Origin of the sequence: Vulcanococcus sp. Clear-D1 (assembly GCF_014654725.1) — a bacterium.
Lineage (GTDB): Bacteria > Cyanobacteriota > Cyanobacteriia > PCC-6307 > Cyanobiaceae > Vulcanococcus.
This window is the reverse complement of sequence record NZ_JACVZV010000018.1, coordinates 146,999-161,520: the sequence shown is the minus strand read 5'-3', so window position 1 is coordinate 161,520 and position 14,522 is coordinate 146,999. Positions and strand designations below refer to the sequence as shown.

The 14,522-nt window shown below is 60.7% G+C and carries 8 protein-coding genes; all 8 read right to left on the bottom strand.

Going from position 1 to position 14,522, the window contains the following annotated elements:
* Positions 1 to 23: 23 nt before the first annotated feature.
* The 8 genes from H9532_RS07650 to H9532_RS07615 all read right to left on the bottom strand — a co-directional run bounded on the left by H9532_RS07650 (position 24) and on the right by H9532_RS07615 (position 14,241).
* Complete coding sequence (locus tag H9532_RS07650; RefSeq protein WP_296367020.1) at positions 24 to 353, bottom strand: hypothetical protein; 330 nt, start codon at positions 351 to 353, stop codon at positions 24 to 26.
* Between the two features lie 114 nt (positions 354 to 467).
* Positions 468 to 1,184: a hypothetical protein gene (locus H9532_RS07645; protein WP_296367018.1), complete on the bottom strand. Its 717-nt coding sequence runs from the start codon at positions 1,182 to 1,184 to the stop codon at positions 468 to 470.
* Between the two features lie 231 nt (positions 1,185 to 1,415).
* Positions 1,416 to 3,731 (bottom strand): P-loop NTPase fold protein, encoded by a 2,316-nt coding sequence (locus H9532_RS07640; RefSeq protein ID WP_296367017.1) that lies wholly within the window; start codon positions 3,729 to 3,731, stop codon positions 1,416 to 1,418.
* A 127-nt stretch (positions 3,732 to 3,858) separates the two neighbouring features.
* Complete coding sequence (locus tag H9532_RS07635; protein ID WP_296367016.1) at positions 3,859 to 7,068, bottom strand: helicase-related protein; 3,210 nt, start codon at positions 7,066 to 7,068, stop codon at positions 3,859 to 3,861.
* A 6-nt stretch (positions 7,069 to 7,074) separates the two neighbouring features.
* On the bottom strand, positions 7,075 to 10,065 hold the full coding sequence (locus H9532_RS07630) for a DUF1156 domain-containing protein (protein ID WP_296367015.1): 2,991 nt from the start codon (positions 10,063 to 10,065) through the stop codon (positions 7,075 to 7,077).
* 5 nt (positions 10,066 to 10,070) lie between these two features.
* Positions 10,071 to 10,691: a hypothetical protein gene (locus H9532_RS07625; RefSeq protein ID WP_296367013.1), complete on the bottom strand. Its 621-nt coding sequence runs from the start codon at positions 10,689 to 10,691 to the stop codon at positions 10,071 to 10,073.
* Positions 10,691 to 11,143, bottom strand: coding sequence for a hypothetical protein (locus H9532_RS07620; protein ID WP_296367011.1), 453 nt, complete (start codon positions 11,141 to 11,143; stop codon positions 10,691 to 10,693). Before H9532_RS07620 ends, H9532_RS07625 begins: the two co-directional genes overlap by 1 nt.
* Complete coding sequence (locus tag H9532_RS07615) at positions 11,140 to 14,241, bottom strand: DUF499 domain-containing protein (RefSeq protein ID WP_296367009.1); 3,102 nt, start codon at positions 14,239 to 14,241, stop codon at positions 11,140 to 11,142. The genes H9532_RS07620 and H9532_RS07615 overlap by 4 nt, the downstream gene beginning before the upstream one ends.
* Between the last annotated feature and the right edge of the window lie 281 nt (positions 14,242 to 14,522).

Here is a 14,522-nt window from a genome sequence, read left to right as displayed (position 1 = left end):
GGGCTGGAGCCCCCAAGCTGGGCTCAGGCCACCACCAGCTGCAGCGCTGCCGCGCGCTCGGCTTCGATGCGGGCCATCTCGGCATCCTGCTGCGCCTCGAGCTCCGCATCGATCTCCCCGATGCGCTCCAGGCAGCTCTGCATTGCCGGCAGCACCTTCTCCTCCAGCAGCGTGATCTCCTCCTCGCGATAGGGCTGCTCGATCCAAGTGCGCCGGAGCGGCAGCCCACGCCGGCGGATCAGGATCTCCTGCACCGAGCGCAGGGTGGATTCCAGCAGCAGGAACGGATCCTCCTCGGGGCTGCAGAACGGCGAGGCGGCCGCAACGGACGGGAAGCCAGAGAGCGTGGCCATGACGATCGGCGCCGGGTGCGGCGCAGCGACGGGACCCGATCCCAGCGGAGGCCCGACGTCAGGAGGGCCTCAGACTGGAGAGGCCCGGAGCAAGACCCAGAGGGCACTGCTAGCTCATCTGCAGTGGGCCGCCGCCGCAGCAGCCCGGGGGCCATGAGCGGGAAAGGTGATCACAAACGGCCGATCGGCCTGGGCGCAGAGGGGAAGACCAAAGCGGCCGCCGCAGCTGATGCACTGCACCTTGCGGCCGCTGCGGCTGGCGGGGCAGGCCACGAACCGCACGCCCTCGTGGCGGCTCACCGCCGGCGCATCGGGCGGCACCACGCAGACCGCCGGGATGCCCTGCCGCACCAACGCGGCCGCCGTGGAGCGGGACTCGGTGGAGGCATTGACCACCAGCCCCTTGGCGGCTGCCAGCCGGATGGTGGCCTGATTGGCGGGGCCCATCGGGAAGTGGGTGAACGACCAGGCCGCCCGCAGATGCCGTGTGGCTCTGGCCAGCTGGAGCAACAGGCCGTGATCGATGCGCAGAGGATCAGCTGGATCAGGCCACTGATCACCGGCGACGCAATGGCGGAAGAGGATGCCGGCCGGCAGCGCCAGCACCTGCTTGATGAAGGCCGCTGCCGGGGAGCCGCTCTCGCCGTGGCTAAGCCGATCCCAGTGCAGCCTGGTATGGAAGCCAGCCTCGGCGTAGCAGCCCTGATCGCCAGCCAATGGGCAAGAGGAAGGGCAAGTGAGCCGGCTGGTGCCGGAGACAGCGATCGGGCCGGTTTTGCCGTTGTCCGATGGGAAGGACAGGGAGGCACGGTGGGACTCGGCAGCAGCCACTGGAGGGGTGACGCAGGACCCGCCCTGCAACCGCGCCGAAAGGCAAGGGCCAGCCCCGCCTCGATGGCGGAGCGCAGCGAAGCCCAACGTCCAACCCGGCTGGCTGGTGAAACCCTTGCCGAGGCGCGGAGCATGGAAGGGCCTACGGTACCGACCTCAAAGCGAAGCCTGTAACTCAGTTCAGGCCGAACAACCTGCAACTTTGGCCGCTGAAACTTCTCGCCCCAGTGTCTAGCTACTCAATTCGCTCCACTCTTGCTCTTGCTCCGCATTCTGAACATAGATTTTCTGCTGTTGCACAATTGACTTGTATATCGCAACAAGTCTCTTGTTTGCTTGAACCAATGGATCGCTCAAGCGACTATCTGCTCTCGCGCGAATGATGCCAGGATCGCCTAGCTCTCTCAAGTATTCGTTCTTGCAGGCAACCGTAGTCCCCTCTGCCGAATCAGTCTCGTTGCTAATAAAGATATCAGCAATGGCATCGATGCGGTGGTCAGAATTGATATGAGGCAGAAGCAAGTCTGGAATTTGCTCTCGGCCTTCCTGTAGTGACAAAAGAATCCGTACTATAATCCACTTATCGGCAATTTCCGCAAAGGCTTCGCTGCGAAGGACGTTGACCGCTGTATCAAACCATTCTTTGAGGACTGGATTCTCCGATGCTGGGATGAAAGTCTTTGTGGATGCGATCTCGCTCTGCTGTAGTCCTTCCTCACGCTTGGCGAGGATCCTTGCCAGTAGATGAGTGGCCAACGAAAGAATAGCAGGGTTCGAGACCAAGTCGCTAAGAACACTCAGCTCATCACCGTCATCACCCAAGCTCGCCAACACAACTTCGGAAAGCCGTATGATCTTATCAATTGTGGACATGTAAAACAGCGATCGGAATCCCTGAGAGCGACCATTGATTTGTTGATCTTCGACAATTGTTCCCAGGAAAACCACAAATTCTCTTTTGTCGGGAACCGTAGATAAATCAATTTTTTGCAGTGCAAGATCAAGAATGCGATCCAGTAAATCCTTGGCAATAACTCTCCTGATTACATTGTCTCTACTTGCTGGATCACAACAAAAGGACTGAACGTCAGCTTGCGAGACTTCATCAGAGGGAAGATCATAGGTGAGCGCTATTCTTAATCTGTCATTGGCAGCAATCCTTCTGTTCTTTGAAAATTCCTGTTGACCAAGTTTGTCATAAGAGTATTTGCGCAACAATGGAAAAAGATCTTCTAACAGCCGCTGGGTCTGAATTCTTGTCTTGTCTGGCAAGGATTTTAATACAGTTGCACGCTCATCTGCAAACTGGTCGACGTGCTCTTGATGGCTGCCACGCTGGTAGGAGTCGGCCATGTCGATCCCTGTGTAAGCACCTGGATTTTGCATGATGTGCCTGAATACATTCGGCAGAACTATTGCAATCGTTTGCAATCCCAACAGATCACCCCAGCAGACCTCCGTGCCACACTTTGGCTCTATATACAGAAACCGATTGATGATCCGGATAACATCCCTTGGCGTCTGAATGAGTGGCTTCACTCCCAACTGCCAGATCTGGCTTAGGCGCTTTTGCTCGTCACGAAAGCGATCTTGCTGCAAAGGAGTGATGGCCTGCCATAGCCGTTTCTCAAAATATAACTCCAAGTCAGCCTTGTTTACTTGCGGAAGAAAAAGACGGAGCTGAATAATCTTGTCAAGATATTGTCCAGGGCTCTCGAAGCTAGCAGCCGTCTGTAGTGCTTTTTCTGTATAGAAAGGGTCTAGGGCAATGACGAAGGAACAACGTGGCAAATCTGAGACGGCCTGAATAGCACGCACAATCTGAAATACTTCAGCAGGTGGCAGCCTGTCGATATCATCGATAAAGATGATAATGTTACGACCCAGCTCGAGCAGTGTTTTCTTTAGAGCGTCTCTCTGCTTGCCAATATTGAGCTTGTGAAGTTCGCTGACTTTTTTAACTCCTTGCCCAGTTTTATCAACGACTCCTCTTACAATCGAGGTCCAAGGCTCTGCTCCTGGAATCCATTTCAGCGGCTCTAGCAGTTGTGCGTATGCGATAAGACGCTGAGCGGCTTCAGTTGCTTTGGCGTTTTGGTTGACCTGACCAAGCTCAGATGCAATTTGAGCCATGAAAGCTTGAATCATGTGATCTGCAGCGCCAACTAGCCAAGGATTGAATTCAGCGAGAATCGGAGTGCAATCTTCATGCGCAAGAGGGCTCTTACGCCTATGTCTCCGAAGCCACCGCTTAAATTTAGCTATTCTCGTCAGAGATCCTGAGGATTTGGAAGATAGATCCTGCTTATGTATGGTTAAGAAGGCCTTAATCATGGCTAGTGCCGAAGACTTGCCGGACCCCCATTCTCCTTCGATGGAAATTGCAATGCCTTCAGGGCTTCTATGCTCGAGAAGCAGGCTGCCAACCTGGTTGCAGAATTCCTGACGATTAAACTCGTCTCTCCAGTCTCCGAAGCCTCCTGAAGCCTTGTCTGTGAATGGAAAGGCCTTGTTGGTGGTAGCGTGATCGTCAGGAATACCAGTCATTTTGTTCTTGTCGAGTTAGGGGTATTGGCGAACGCCAGTGCGACTGCAATCTGGTTGGCCGCAAAATAATGCCAAAAAGCATGTGCCGGCCGAGCATAAAATTCTTGAAATGTGTTGACATAGCTTGTCATTTCAATGCTATATCGAACTGCTGCCTTGAAATACATGCGGAATTGGAAGTGCCTAAGTCCTGTATTGGTTCCATGGGGAACAACGGACTTCCCGGCACCCACAGCTCACAGCTATCGCTGTTGTCATCGAAGTAGGAGGCGTTGCAGGTGACGCGCATTTCCTTGTCGAGACCGGGCTGGGTCCAGGCGAAGTCGTAGGCGCCAATTGAGCGGGCACTGCAGCCGGGTGGCAGCAACGCCGGTTGTCTGAGGATGGCTTCCAGATCAGCCAAGGTGAGTGGTGAGGGCTGCAGGGTGTTCACCACATCACGGATGGCATCGAGGTCCTGGAGGACGTCATCAAGGTCCAGACCCTTGATCTCGGGCTCCTGTTCGACAGCCGCCACAGCAGATGCCCGTGCCTTCTCCCGCTGATCACGGCTGACGAGTGTGGCCTGGGAGATGGAGCTTGATGCCTTGGCCAGAATCGGCTGCAGCTTGCCTACCACCTGCTCGAACATCGCGATCCGACCCTTCAGCGCCCGGTACACATCAGCCTCCACCGTGCCATCGAGGTGCAGGTTGATGATCTGCATCTGCTCGTGGGTCTGGCCGATGCGGTCGATGCGGCCAATGCGCTGCTCCACCCGCATCGGGTTCCAGGGCATGTCGTAGTTGATCAGGGCACCGCAGAACTGGAAGTTCAGGCCTTCGGCTGCCGCATCGGTGCAGAGCAGGATCTCGGCCTTGCCTTCCTTGAAGCCCCGTTTGGTGGCCTCGCGGTTCAGGGCCTTCCAGACCCCACCCCTCTGCAGGATCTCGCCGCCGCGTCCGGTGAAAGCCATCAGGCTGGTGCGCCCTGCGCCGATCAGCAGCTCCTTGAGGGCATCGACGGTGTCGCTGTACTGGGAGAAGACGATCACCTGCTTGTAGCCCTGGGCCTGCAGCTCCTCGATGGCCTTGAGGAACTCGGCCCCCTTGCTGTCGTGGCCTACCAGAGGCCTGGCCTGATCGAGCAGCACACCGATGGCATCGAGTTCACCCTGGAGCGAGGCTTCCTGGAAGGCGATCTGCATGCCCTCCAGATCGAAGGTTTGCTCTCCACTGATGTCGTCGTCTTCTGCGGCTGCAGCGTCTTCCTCCAGCTGCTGCTGCTGGCCGGCTAGTCGTTTCTCCAGTGTGGAGACCAGGGCGGCCACGCTGCTGGCGAGGCGGCGGCGGTAGATCGTCATCACGAAGCCCACCGCCGATTTCTTCTGGCCAGAGGCCTGGGCGTACTGGGTGGAGATGAAGTCCTCCACGGCGTCGTACAGCGCCCGCTCCTGCGGCGTGCTCTCCAGGAAGCGGTCATCCACATGGCGGGTGCCGATGGCCAGATCCATCGATCCCTGCTGCTTGTAGGCCCGCAGCAGGTTGCGGCTGTGGCGGGAGATCAGCCCCTGCACCGGGGTCCAACGTTTGGCTAGTGCGAGGGAGGCCTGGCGGATCTCGATGCTGAGATTGCGGCGGGAGAGGGGATCGGTGTCGTTGAGGGCCCGCAGGGCCTTGCGTTTGCGCAGTGGCGACTTGCGCAGGTCTTCCGGCAGGGCATTGCCCGGTGCCTCGCCAAAGGCCGACACGCTGCTGCGCCACAGTCCGGCCAGGTACGACAGGGTGGCCTCATCCGGGTTCTCCTTCTCCACCCACTCGAAGAACCGCTCGAAGGCGTCTTCGGTCCACTCGGGGGGCATGCCCAGCAGGGCGAGCAGGTCCCACACCTCCAGCTCACTCACCTGCATGGGCGTGGCGGTGAGCAGCAGCAGACCGTTGGTGCGTTGGCGCAGCTGCTGCATGAGCTGCATCAGGGTGTTGGGGCGGAGGCGCTCACCGCCGCTGCTGCTGTTCTCTCGACGGGTGCGGGCGTGGTGGGCTTCATCGAGCACCACCAGGTCGTAAGGCTCGGCTTCCAGCAGATCCTTGTGGCGATCGCGCCGCCTCATCAGGTGGCTGGAGACCAGCACATAAGGCTCTGCGGTCCAGCTGCTCCGGTCCACTGGTTGGGAGAGCCCAGCCGGACGGAAGCGGGTGGGCTGCCAGTCGAGCGACTTGCCGCTGTAGATGGGCCAGTCGAGGCCGAACTTCTCACGCAGTTCCCGCTGCCACTGCTTGAGCACCGACGCGGGTGCCATCACCAACATGCGGCGGGCACGCCCGCTTAACCAGGCTTGGCGCAGCAGCAGGCCGGCCTGCACCGTTTTGCCGAGGCCCACCTCGTCGGCGATCAGCAGTCTGGGCGGCCACTGCTGCCAGAGACGCTGGAAGGCCCGCTGTTGATGTGGCCAGGGAGTGACGGCACTGGTGCCTTCACCAACCCGTTCGGCCCCGGGCAGATCGCTGGTGGCAGCCTGAAGCACGTAGCTCCACACGATGCGGCGCCGTTCATCGATGTCGGGGACGCTCTCAACGACGGGCTCTGGCTCCGGCGCGGGCAGATCGTTCAGGAAAGGTTTGAGGCGACGGGGCACCCCTTCCGTTGGTTGGAAGATGGCCAATTGCTGGCGGATTGCCTCGGGCAGGGTGAAGGTGCGGGCGCCGGAGTCTTGGTTTTCCCAGAGCCGTAGGAAGCCAGCCTCCAGATCATCAATGGCCTCGGCACCACCAGGCTTCCAGGAGCAGAAGGTCTGGATGGTTTCGAAGTTGCTGGTCCAGCCGTTGGGCGTTTCGTTGACGCTGCCGCTGAAGCCCAATCGTTGCCCGTGGTTGTCTTCGATCACGCCTTCCTTGGCATGGAAGATCGCGCCGTCGTTGACGATCAGCCCGTCGATGAGGGGCAGCCCCACGCGGATCTCCAGGTGCCCACGATCCACAAGCCAGGCCAGGAGCTCGGCCCCTAGGGCTGCAGCACCCTGGCCTCCGGGCTCGACTCCCTTGAAGGGGAAGTGTTTCGAGAGGTGATCGGCGAGAACGGTCTCACCGGGGGCTCCAGCCGCCAGAGCGGTGATGTCTGCCTCGCTGAGGAAAACGCCTGTGATCAGGCGCATCTGTCCATGCCCGATCCCATCGGCTGAGGCCGCCACTAGGTGCTCCACGCCTTCGAGTACCTGGAGAAGAGAGCGGCTGGTGAAGTAGCCGGTGATGCGCCAGTAGCGGGTGGCATCCATCAGGGCCGGCCTGTAGAACCCGTCCAACAGGCTCTCGATCGAGCTGCTGAAGCGCCCCTTCCAGGCGTGATCGGCGAGGCCGGCCATGGCTGCTTATGCCTCAGCCAGGTCCGCCAGCACCAACTCCAGCTGCTTGGGTGCCGGCACCTGCTCAGCGAGCGCCAGACGACGCAGGTTCTCCAGGGCCTCGAAGTCGGACGCAGCTGGAGCAGCGGCCTTCACCGGATCGAAGCCGGTGTAGCGGGCCGAGAGGGGCAGCACTTCCAGTACGGCTTCCATGGCAGTGAGGAAGTCGGCGCTGTTGGCCAGACCATTGTCGTCGAGCAGTTGCTTGGCAGAGTTGAGGTCAATGCTCCGGGCGCGGTGGGCGCAGTGGTGAATGGCATCGATCCAGGAGCGCGTTCCATCGGGTGAGCCGAGCTTGCCCTTGGTGGCGCGAGTCGAGCTGTCCCAGAGGATCAGATCACTGGCCTTCTTCTCGGCCAGCACGCCAACAACATCCTTGTCGAGGTCAAGACCCACAACACGAGCCAGGCGCAGGGCTTCATCGAAGGGGAACTGAGGGGCCTCAAAGGCATCCCATGCGAGCACAAACCATTCCGTGAGGGGATCTAGCTGGGCGCGGCGGGATCCAGAGGTGAGTTTTTCCATGCGCCATGCCTTCACCTCGCGTCGGGCTGCATCAAGAGCATCTTCAGGGCTGACCGAGTAGGGATCGTCCTCTCCCAGAAGCTCCTCCAGGGTGAGCTGAGCACGACCGCGCTTCCTTGTTTTCTCTTCGATCGGTTTGGGCTGACCACGTTTGATCGGCCAGTGAAGGGAGAACTCCTCCAAGGCAGGCCCGAAACAGGAAAGGTAGAGATCAACCCCGCGAATGCCGCCGGCCTGAAACTGCTCGATGCGCTGGCGCACAGCGGCCTTCACCCGAGGTTCGAGGTCTTCCCAGTACTGCACGCCGTCTTCCGGCTTTTGCTCAGGGCGCGGTCTGCAGACCAGGAAAATCGTGCTGTTGGCGGCCGACTTGTCCTTGATGTGAAGTGATCCTTCCGCCTCGGTGTTGATGGGCCAGGACGCCGTGATGGCGAAGCCGGCATCGATCAACCCCTTGGTGAGTGCATCCCATGCCCCGGTGGCCTTGTGGGTGAACATCAACGTCATCACGCCGTCGTCCTTGAGGACGCGACGGCACTCGGCGAAGATCTCGGCCATCTTCTGCTGATAGTCGAGACCAGCCAGAGCCTTGGCGCCCTTCTTACCCTTGTGCAGCGCAGGGTTGGCGACGGCCTCGTTCTCCTTGTCAGTGAGCGGCGCCATGAAAAGTTCTGGGTACAGCAGGCCAGCTGTGCGCTTGAGCCAGACATAGAAGAAATCGCTCAGCTCCGCGTACATCACGTTGTCGTAGTAGGGCGGATCCATCACAACAGCATCCACGCTGGCGGAGGAGATGTGTGCAAGGGTGTCGCCGGAGCCGCAGGAAATGTGTAATGGGACTGGTGCGGATGTGGATGTCGCAGCTGGGGTCGCGAACAAAGGCCCTGCATCAGCCAAACGAGCACTGCCAGCACCGATCAGGTCGATCAGCTCATCTATGCACTTCACAACCAAGGAGAAAGCCCAGTCGAACCCACGCCCCTCCAGCATTGATGCCATCTCTGTGTAAGACCACTTAAAGGCGAAGTCATGCCTATCAAAGGTGTTTGCCATTACCTCGCGATTGCTTATCCACCTTGTCATTCGTGAGTTGTAGTCGCGCAACTTATCCAGTGCCAATGCGACATACGCCAAAGCAGCACGGCCGCCGTCGCTCAACCCACCAGGCGTTGCCATCTGCTCATTCACCAACTCGCGGAAGATCTCCACGCTGGTGCCATGACAGAGCAGCTGCCGGGGCGAGAACAGATCGCGCCACAACGGCATCCCGTACTGAATGGGGCGGTCGTCATTGCAGACCTCAGGGAACTTCTCATTCGGCACCAGGTCCAGCGCCTCCCACTCCGGCAGCTTTTCCGCAATGGCGGCTTCGATCGCCGCGCTGTTATCGTCCACTGGATTAGGGGGGCGGTAGCCGCGCTCCCACTTGTCCTTTTTAGGCTTGCCGGTCTTGGTGTACTCGGTAGGTAGCCGGCGCTTGTAGACCACCGCAAAGAGCTGTTCGCCCATGCCGCCCGCCTGAGCTTGCTTCTTCACCTGGTCGCTATCAATCACCCGGCCACAGTCGGGATAGGGGCAGGTAGCATCACCACCCTTTACGGTGCCGTCGCTCTGCTCGCGGATGCTGCCAACGATCTCGAAGCTGCAATAACGGCTGATGTCACCAGAGCCATCGCCTAGGTGCGGTACCACCTTTACGCCAGTGCCATCGGGTGCCAGCTTCCAGTTCGGCGACAGAGGCACCTTGCCCGCACAGTATGGGCAGTGAATAGTGCGGGCCCAGAGGTAACCGTCAGGCCTGCAATCGGCTTCAGATTCTGGGGGGAAAGTCCAGGCCAGCCTCTCCCTCACTCGGCTGGCCAACTGATTGCCCAGGCGCTTGACCTCGTCAACCAGGCCAGGCCCAAACTTCGTCGGCCACTCAAAGGTGGCTTTCTCCACCAAGACCGCTACTGGGTTGATGTCGTTGGCGAAGGTGCTGCAACGAAGGCGCAGAGCTTCAAAGGGGATGGCACCTCCACCTGCTGTTGGATCCAACACAGTTGGCTGATGAATACCCAGCTTTTGCATCTCTTCCCGTAACCAGATATGTTCTCTTTCACTTGGTGAATAGCTGAAGGCTCGGCTGTAGCCGTAGGCATCAGCTCCAAGCCGGACTCCTTCACGGGTCGCCTTGGCGATACGCCTCTTTGCCGCGACAGGATCCCCTTGAATCCCCAACACATGCCGGAAAATGTCTCGATCGGCATCAGCCGGCAGCAGCGAGGCCAGTACAGCTGCCCGCGAGGCCACCAGCGGCCGTCGTGCCCACCACACATGCAGCCGGTTGGGCGCCGGGAAAGGCGTCATCGGGGTCCGTTCGCGCACGCTCTCGATGCCGATGTCGGCAATCGGCAGCCACTCTTCGATCAGGCGTTTGGCAGTATCTTTCATGAGAATTAATTCCTTGAGAGCTGATCTCGTAGCTTGAGCCTGTCCTGTGCGATTAACGATCTTGCTGCCCAGAGAACTTCTAAGCGAGCTTGCTGCAATAGCTCCAGTAATTCCTCGAGCCGTCGACTTGTCATGCTTTCGGCATCAACGTCTGGATTCTTCAGGATCATCAGCCTGTCAACAAGTTCTTCGTCCATGCTGGGGCTGACCACGCATGCATAAATGTGGATCAGGTGTTCAACCGCCCCCTCAAGTTTTCTGTCTGCTATTTCTTCTTTGTCGAGAAAGAGTTTGATTGAGTTTGCGGCCCGCAATGCAAGCTGATTTGCCTCGCCATCCTGCTTCTTGTATGGGTCAAGCCTAATTAGCTCCAATACTCCCTCCGAAATGACTTCCTCTTTGCGGACCGCAAGCCGAGACGTATTGGAGTTATCCGCATTAAGCCTGGCGATCCGAGTCTGTGCGAGGGCTGCAATGATGCCGCCAGCCGCAGCCCCCAAGAATGAGAACAAAGGGATGTAGGCCTTGAGGTCTAATGGGGTCGCTTGCGGATTAATAGCATCAGTTGCGTTGGCCGCAGCATCAATTAGTAAGGGAGCAGCGCTATTCATTGCTTGCAGTGTCATCAGCTTGCGCTCAGCAACAGGCGCAGCGCCGCCAGCACCCGCCGAGGGTTCTTGCGGTGCATGGCCATGCCCAGCCAGTAGGCCGCCTCCTCACGGGCCATGGCATCGATGCCACGGGCGCAGTTTTCGATCCCCGCCACGTTGCGCATCGGGGCCAGCAGCTTGAACAGCAGCCCCATCGCCAGGGCCAGATCCTCCGAGAGGGCATCCCGTCGAGCCTCGCCCTTTTTGAGCTTGCCGAGGCTCACCTGCTCGGCCTTGAGGCGCCGCAGTACTGCACCCTCCACCAAAAGCAGCTTGTGGCCGCCCAGGCCCGCCACCCGGCGGGGCTCCTTCAGCTCGGGGGTCGCGGTGCTGGGCACCTGCCACACCTCCAGCTGCAGATCGCTGGGGCCGCGCTGCTTGCTGCGCAGTTCGTAGGCCGGCCGGCCAGAAGCAATGGCCTGGGTCATGGCTGTTCCTCGCCAATAGCGGTCAACTCCAGCCGGATCGTGGCGGTCTGAGCGCTGAGGCCAGCCCGGGTGAGGCGAGAGATCCAGCCCTCGCCGCCGTCATCCCAGCGCAAGGGTGGCTCGTAGCGGAGCTGATAGGTGATGTCGAGCGACTTTTCGCCGCCTCTCCGCCACTGGCCCTCGATGAAGCCCCGCAGATGGCTGGCTTCCTCGGGCGTGCCGTTGAAGTCGAAGCTCCATTCGGCGCTGCCGTCGCCGCTGCTCCAGCCCCCCTCCATCATCTCGACCCGCACCGTGGCGCCAGGCTCGGCCTTGAGCAGGGCCATCGGCAGGAAGCCGTCGCCACTGTTCATGCGCCAGGTGAGGTTTTTGATCGCCTTGCCCGAGCTGCTCACCTGCTGGGCCAGCTGGGTGAGGGCTGTCTTCACGTTGTCGGTCCGCTCGATCACCCCAGGGCCTGGGGGTGGTGCAACGCCCGCTCCGCCACCACTGCCGGGGCTGGTGGAGCCAAATCCCACCTGAACAGCGGTGCCCGTCTCTCCTCCTCCAGCCACCGGAGTTGTTCCACCTTCACCACCAAACACGGTTGGCTGATCCACACCACCCTCACCGGATGGAGCTGAGGTCTTCGGCGGCCAGACGCTCAACTCCAGCGCCTTCTCCATCGTGTAGATCTTGCCGTCCTCACTGATGGAGAGCGTTCCCGGCGGCAGGCCCTGGCCTTCGAGGCGATCGCCCTCCTTGTAGACAAACAAGCCCTGATCCAGTCCCATGCGCAGGCACTTCTTGAGCACCTCATCCCCAAGCAGGATCGGCAGGGCCGGATCGCGGTAGTACTCGTTGCGCAGATCCCGCGTGCTCATCACTCCCAGCCGCTTGAGCGGTGTCTTGTCGGCCATGTAGTTCGGGGCCGGCGGCGCATCTTCCGCCAACACCAGCTCTCGGGCTTCCCGCAGCACCCGCTCCACCTGCTTCTGACCCACCCCCGGCTCACTGCTGGCGCTGGTGACCGTGATGGCGGCATGGGTGAGGGGCACCTCGGGCCACTGACCCCGCTCGGGATAGAACACGTGCCGGTAGCACTGCTGCACCGCCAGGGCGAAGCCCTGCTGCGCCTGGCCGTAGCGCTCCTTGACCTGATCCTGCTGGTGTGACTGCAAGCTCGCGAATAGATCGCCCTGCTGCATCTGCTGCAGCGCCAGGTAGGTGCGGGCCTTGCGAAGCATGTCGTCCACCTGCAGGGCATCGGCGCAGACGAACACGAGGTTGTTCCGGTTCAGGCGCACATTGGCGTTGTCGCCCTTCTCCTTGAACAGCCGCACCACCAGCTCCGGCAGGTGGATGTTCGCCTGCTCCACGGTGTGGCCTTCCCAGTGGATCACCGCCAGGTAAGGGCCATCCGTGTCGTCGGGGATGTCAGCCGGGCTGGACGGGAACAACACAGGCTCCAGCCGTTGCTTGGCGAAGATCGTGCCAATACGACGGTTAAGTTCCTCACGCACACTCTCCAGATCGAACTGCCCCTCCCGCTTCCTCACCATCTGGTTGAGGTTGGCGTCGGTAAGGAAGCGCAGCTTGCTGGTGCCGCTGTCGTCGAGATACTCCGACTCCTCCTGCAAGAGGCGCACCGCCTTGTCCACAAAGGCCGGATCCACAGCCGGGGCATAGAGGCTGTAGTTCAGCTCCAGGCGGCTGAGGCCCTTCAGCGGTTCGTTGAAGGCCAGGGAGTGGAACAGCACCGTGCGAGCTGCCATGGAGCCATAGGGCTCCATCCCTGTGAATTCCTGGGCATCCAGCCTCTGGGCTAGGGCCTTGCCTCCTTCTTCCGGTGTGGTGGACACATCCGCCCGGATCGCCGGAATGAAGGCTTGCAGCCCCAGCTTGGTGGAAAGCTCCAGCCGAATCCGCTCGTTGCCCGGATCCACATGGTGGAGATGGACGGACGTGACGCCCCGTGGCTGCTCGCGCCAGAGCTGCCCAACGGTCTGCGCCAGCAGCCGCAGCATGCCCCGCACCCGCTGGAAGTTTTCCAGGGTGGAGGTCTTCTGCATGAGGGTGTCGATCAGCTCCGGATGGAGCGGATACCCCTTGCGCAAATTGGCAGCCCGGTCATCGCTTTGCCCCACCGGCGGCAGGGCCTCGGCGGTGCGGCTCCAGATCTCCTGGTAGGACTGCACCACCTCCTCCACCCGGCTGCGGTCGATCGACTCGAACAGACGCCGGGTCAGCACCTGCACCGTTTCGTCTTCGCTGGTGGGCGTGAGGGCCGTGATCTGCCGGCCCGTAACCGACTGCAGTTCGGCAAAAATCCGATCGATTCGCTGGTTTTCCTCTCCATAGGCGTCCACCGACTGCCCGCCCTTGCCCAGGGCCAGGGTGAACACCAGCACCGCCTGGGGGGAGGAGTTCACCGCCTTGATCAGATCGGTGAGGAAGGGAGTGAGCTGCTCAGCCGCCTGACCGGCAGCGGGGCCCTTGATCTTGCGCAGATAGATCGAGAGCTCATCGATCAGGATCAGCACCGGCCGCTCGCCAATCAGCTCCCGCAGGGTTTCCGCCCCAGGAGGAGCTGCTCCAAGCCGGTCGCTATTGCGGATGCGCTCGTAGCCCGCTGGGCCAGCCAGCTGCACCGCCAGCTCCCCCCAGGGAGTGAAGGCCAGCACATTGCCCTCCATGCGCCGGCCGTTCATCGGGTCGGCGTTCTCGCCGTCGAAGGCCGCGACGGTGACCTTCTGACTTGGCAGCCGGGCTGGGTCGATGAACTCAGCCAGGTTGGGGATCTGATCGGCGGCCGTCAGGATGTGGTTCAGGCCGATCAAGGCGTGCGTCTTGCCGCCGCCGTAGCTGGTGTCGAGCCGCAGGATGCTGCCCAGCTGGCTGCCGGCGCTGGTGAGCCGGTCCACCACTGCCAGGAACAGCTCGCGCAGGCCCCTGGTGGGGTGGGTGTTCGCGAAGAACAGGGCCGGGTTCTTGTAGAGCTCCGGTGCCGTGCCCTTCAGCACCTGGCTCAGGTCGGCAGCGAAGTCTTCATCGCGGATGCGCCCTTCCAGCACGTCGGCCCGGGGCCGGCAGAGCTCGTAGATGGTGGGAGGGCTCATGGGGTGGGCGGCACGGCCCTGGCGAGCCAGGGTGCTCGAGGGGGTCGAGCCCCATCCTGACCCTTCAACAGGGCTTGGTCATCCCCCTGCGCTGCAGGCAGGTGAACCGCAACACGCTGCGCAACAAGTATGCGAATCCTGCATAAACATCCGGCAAGTCCATGGTTCTCACAGTGGCCTGGATCTGTGACTGGATAGGACAAGCGGCCCATTGCTTGGTGGAATTCATTGGAATAGCCGACACGTGTTGATGACCGGACCCATCGGGTTAGAGATGGGTG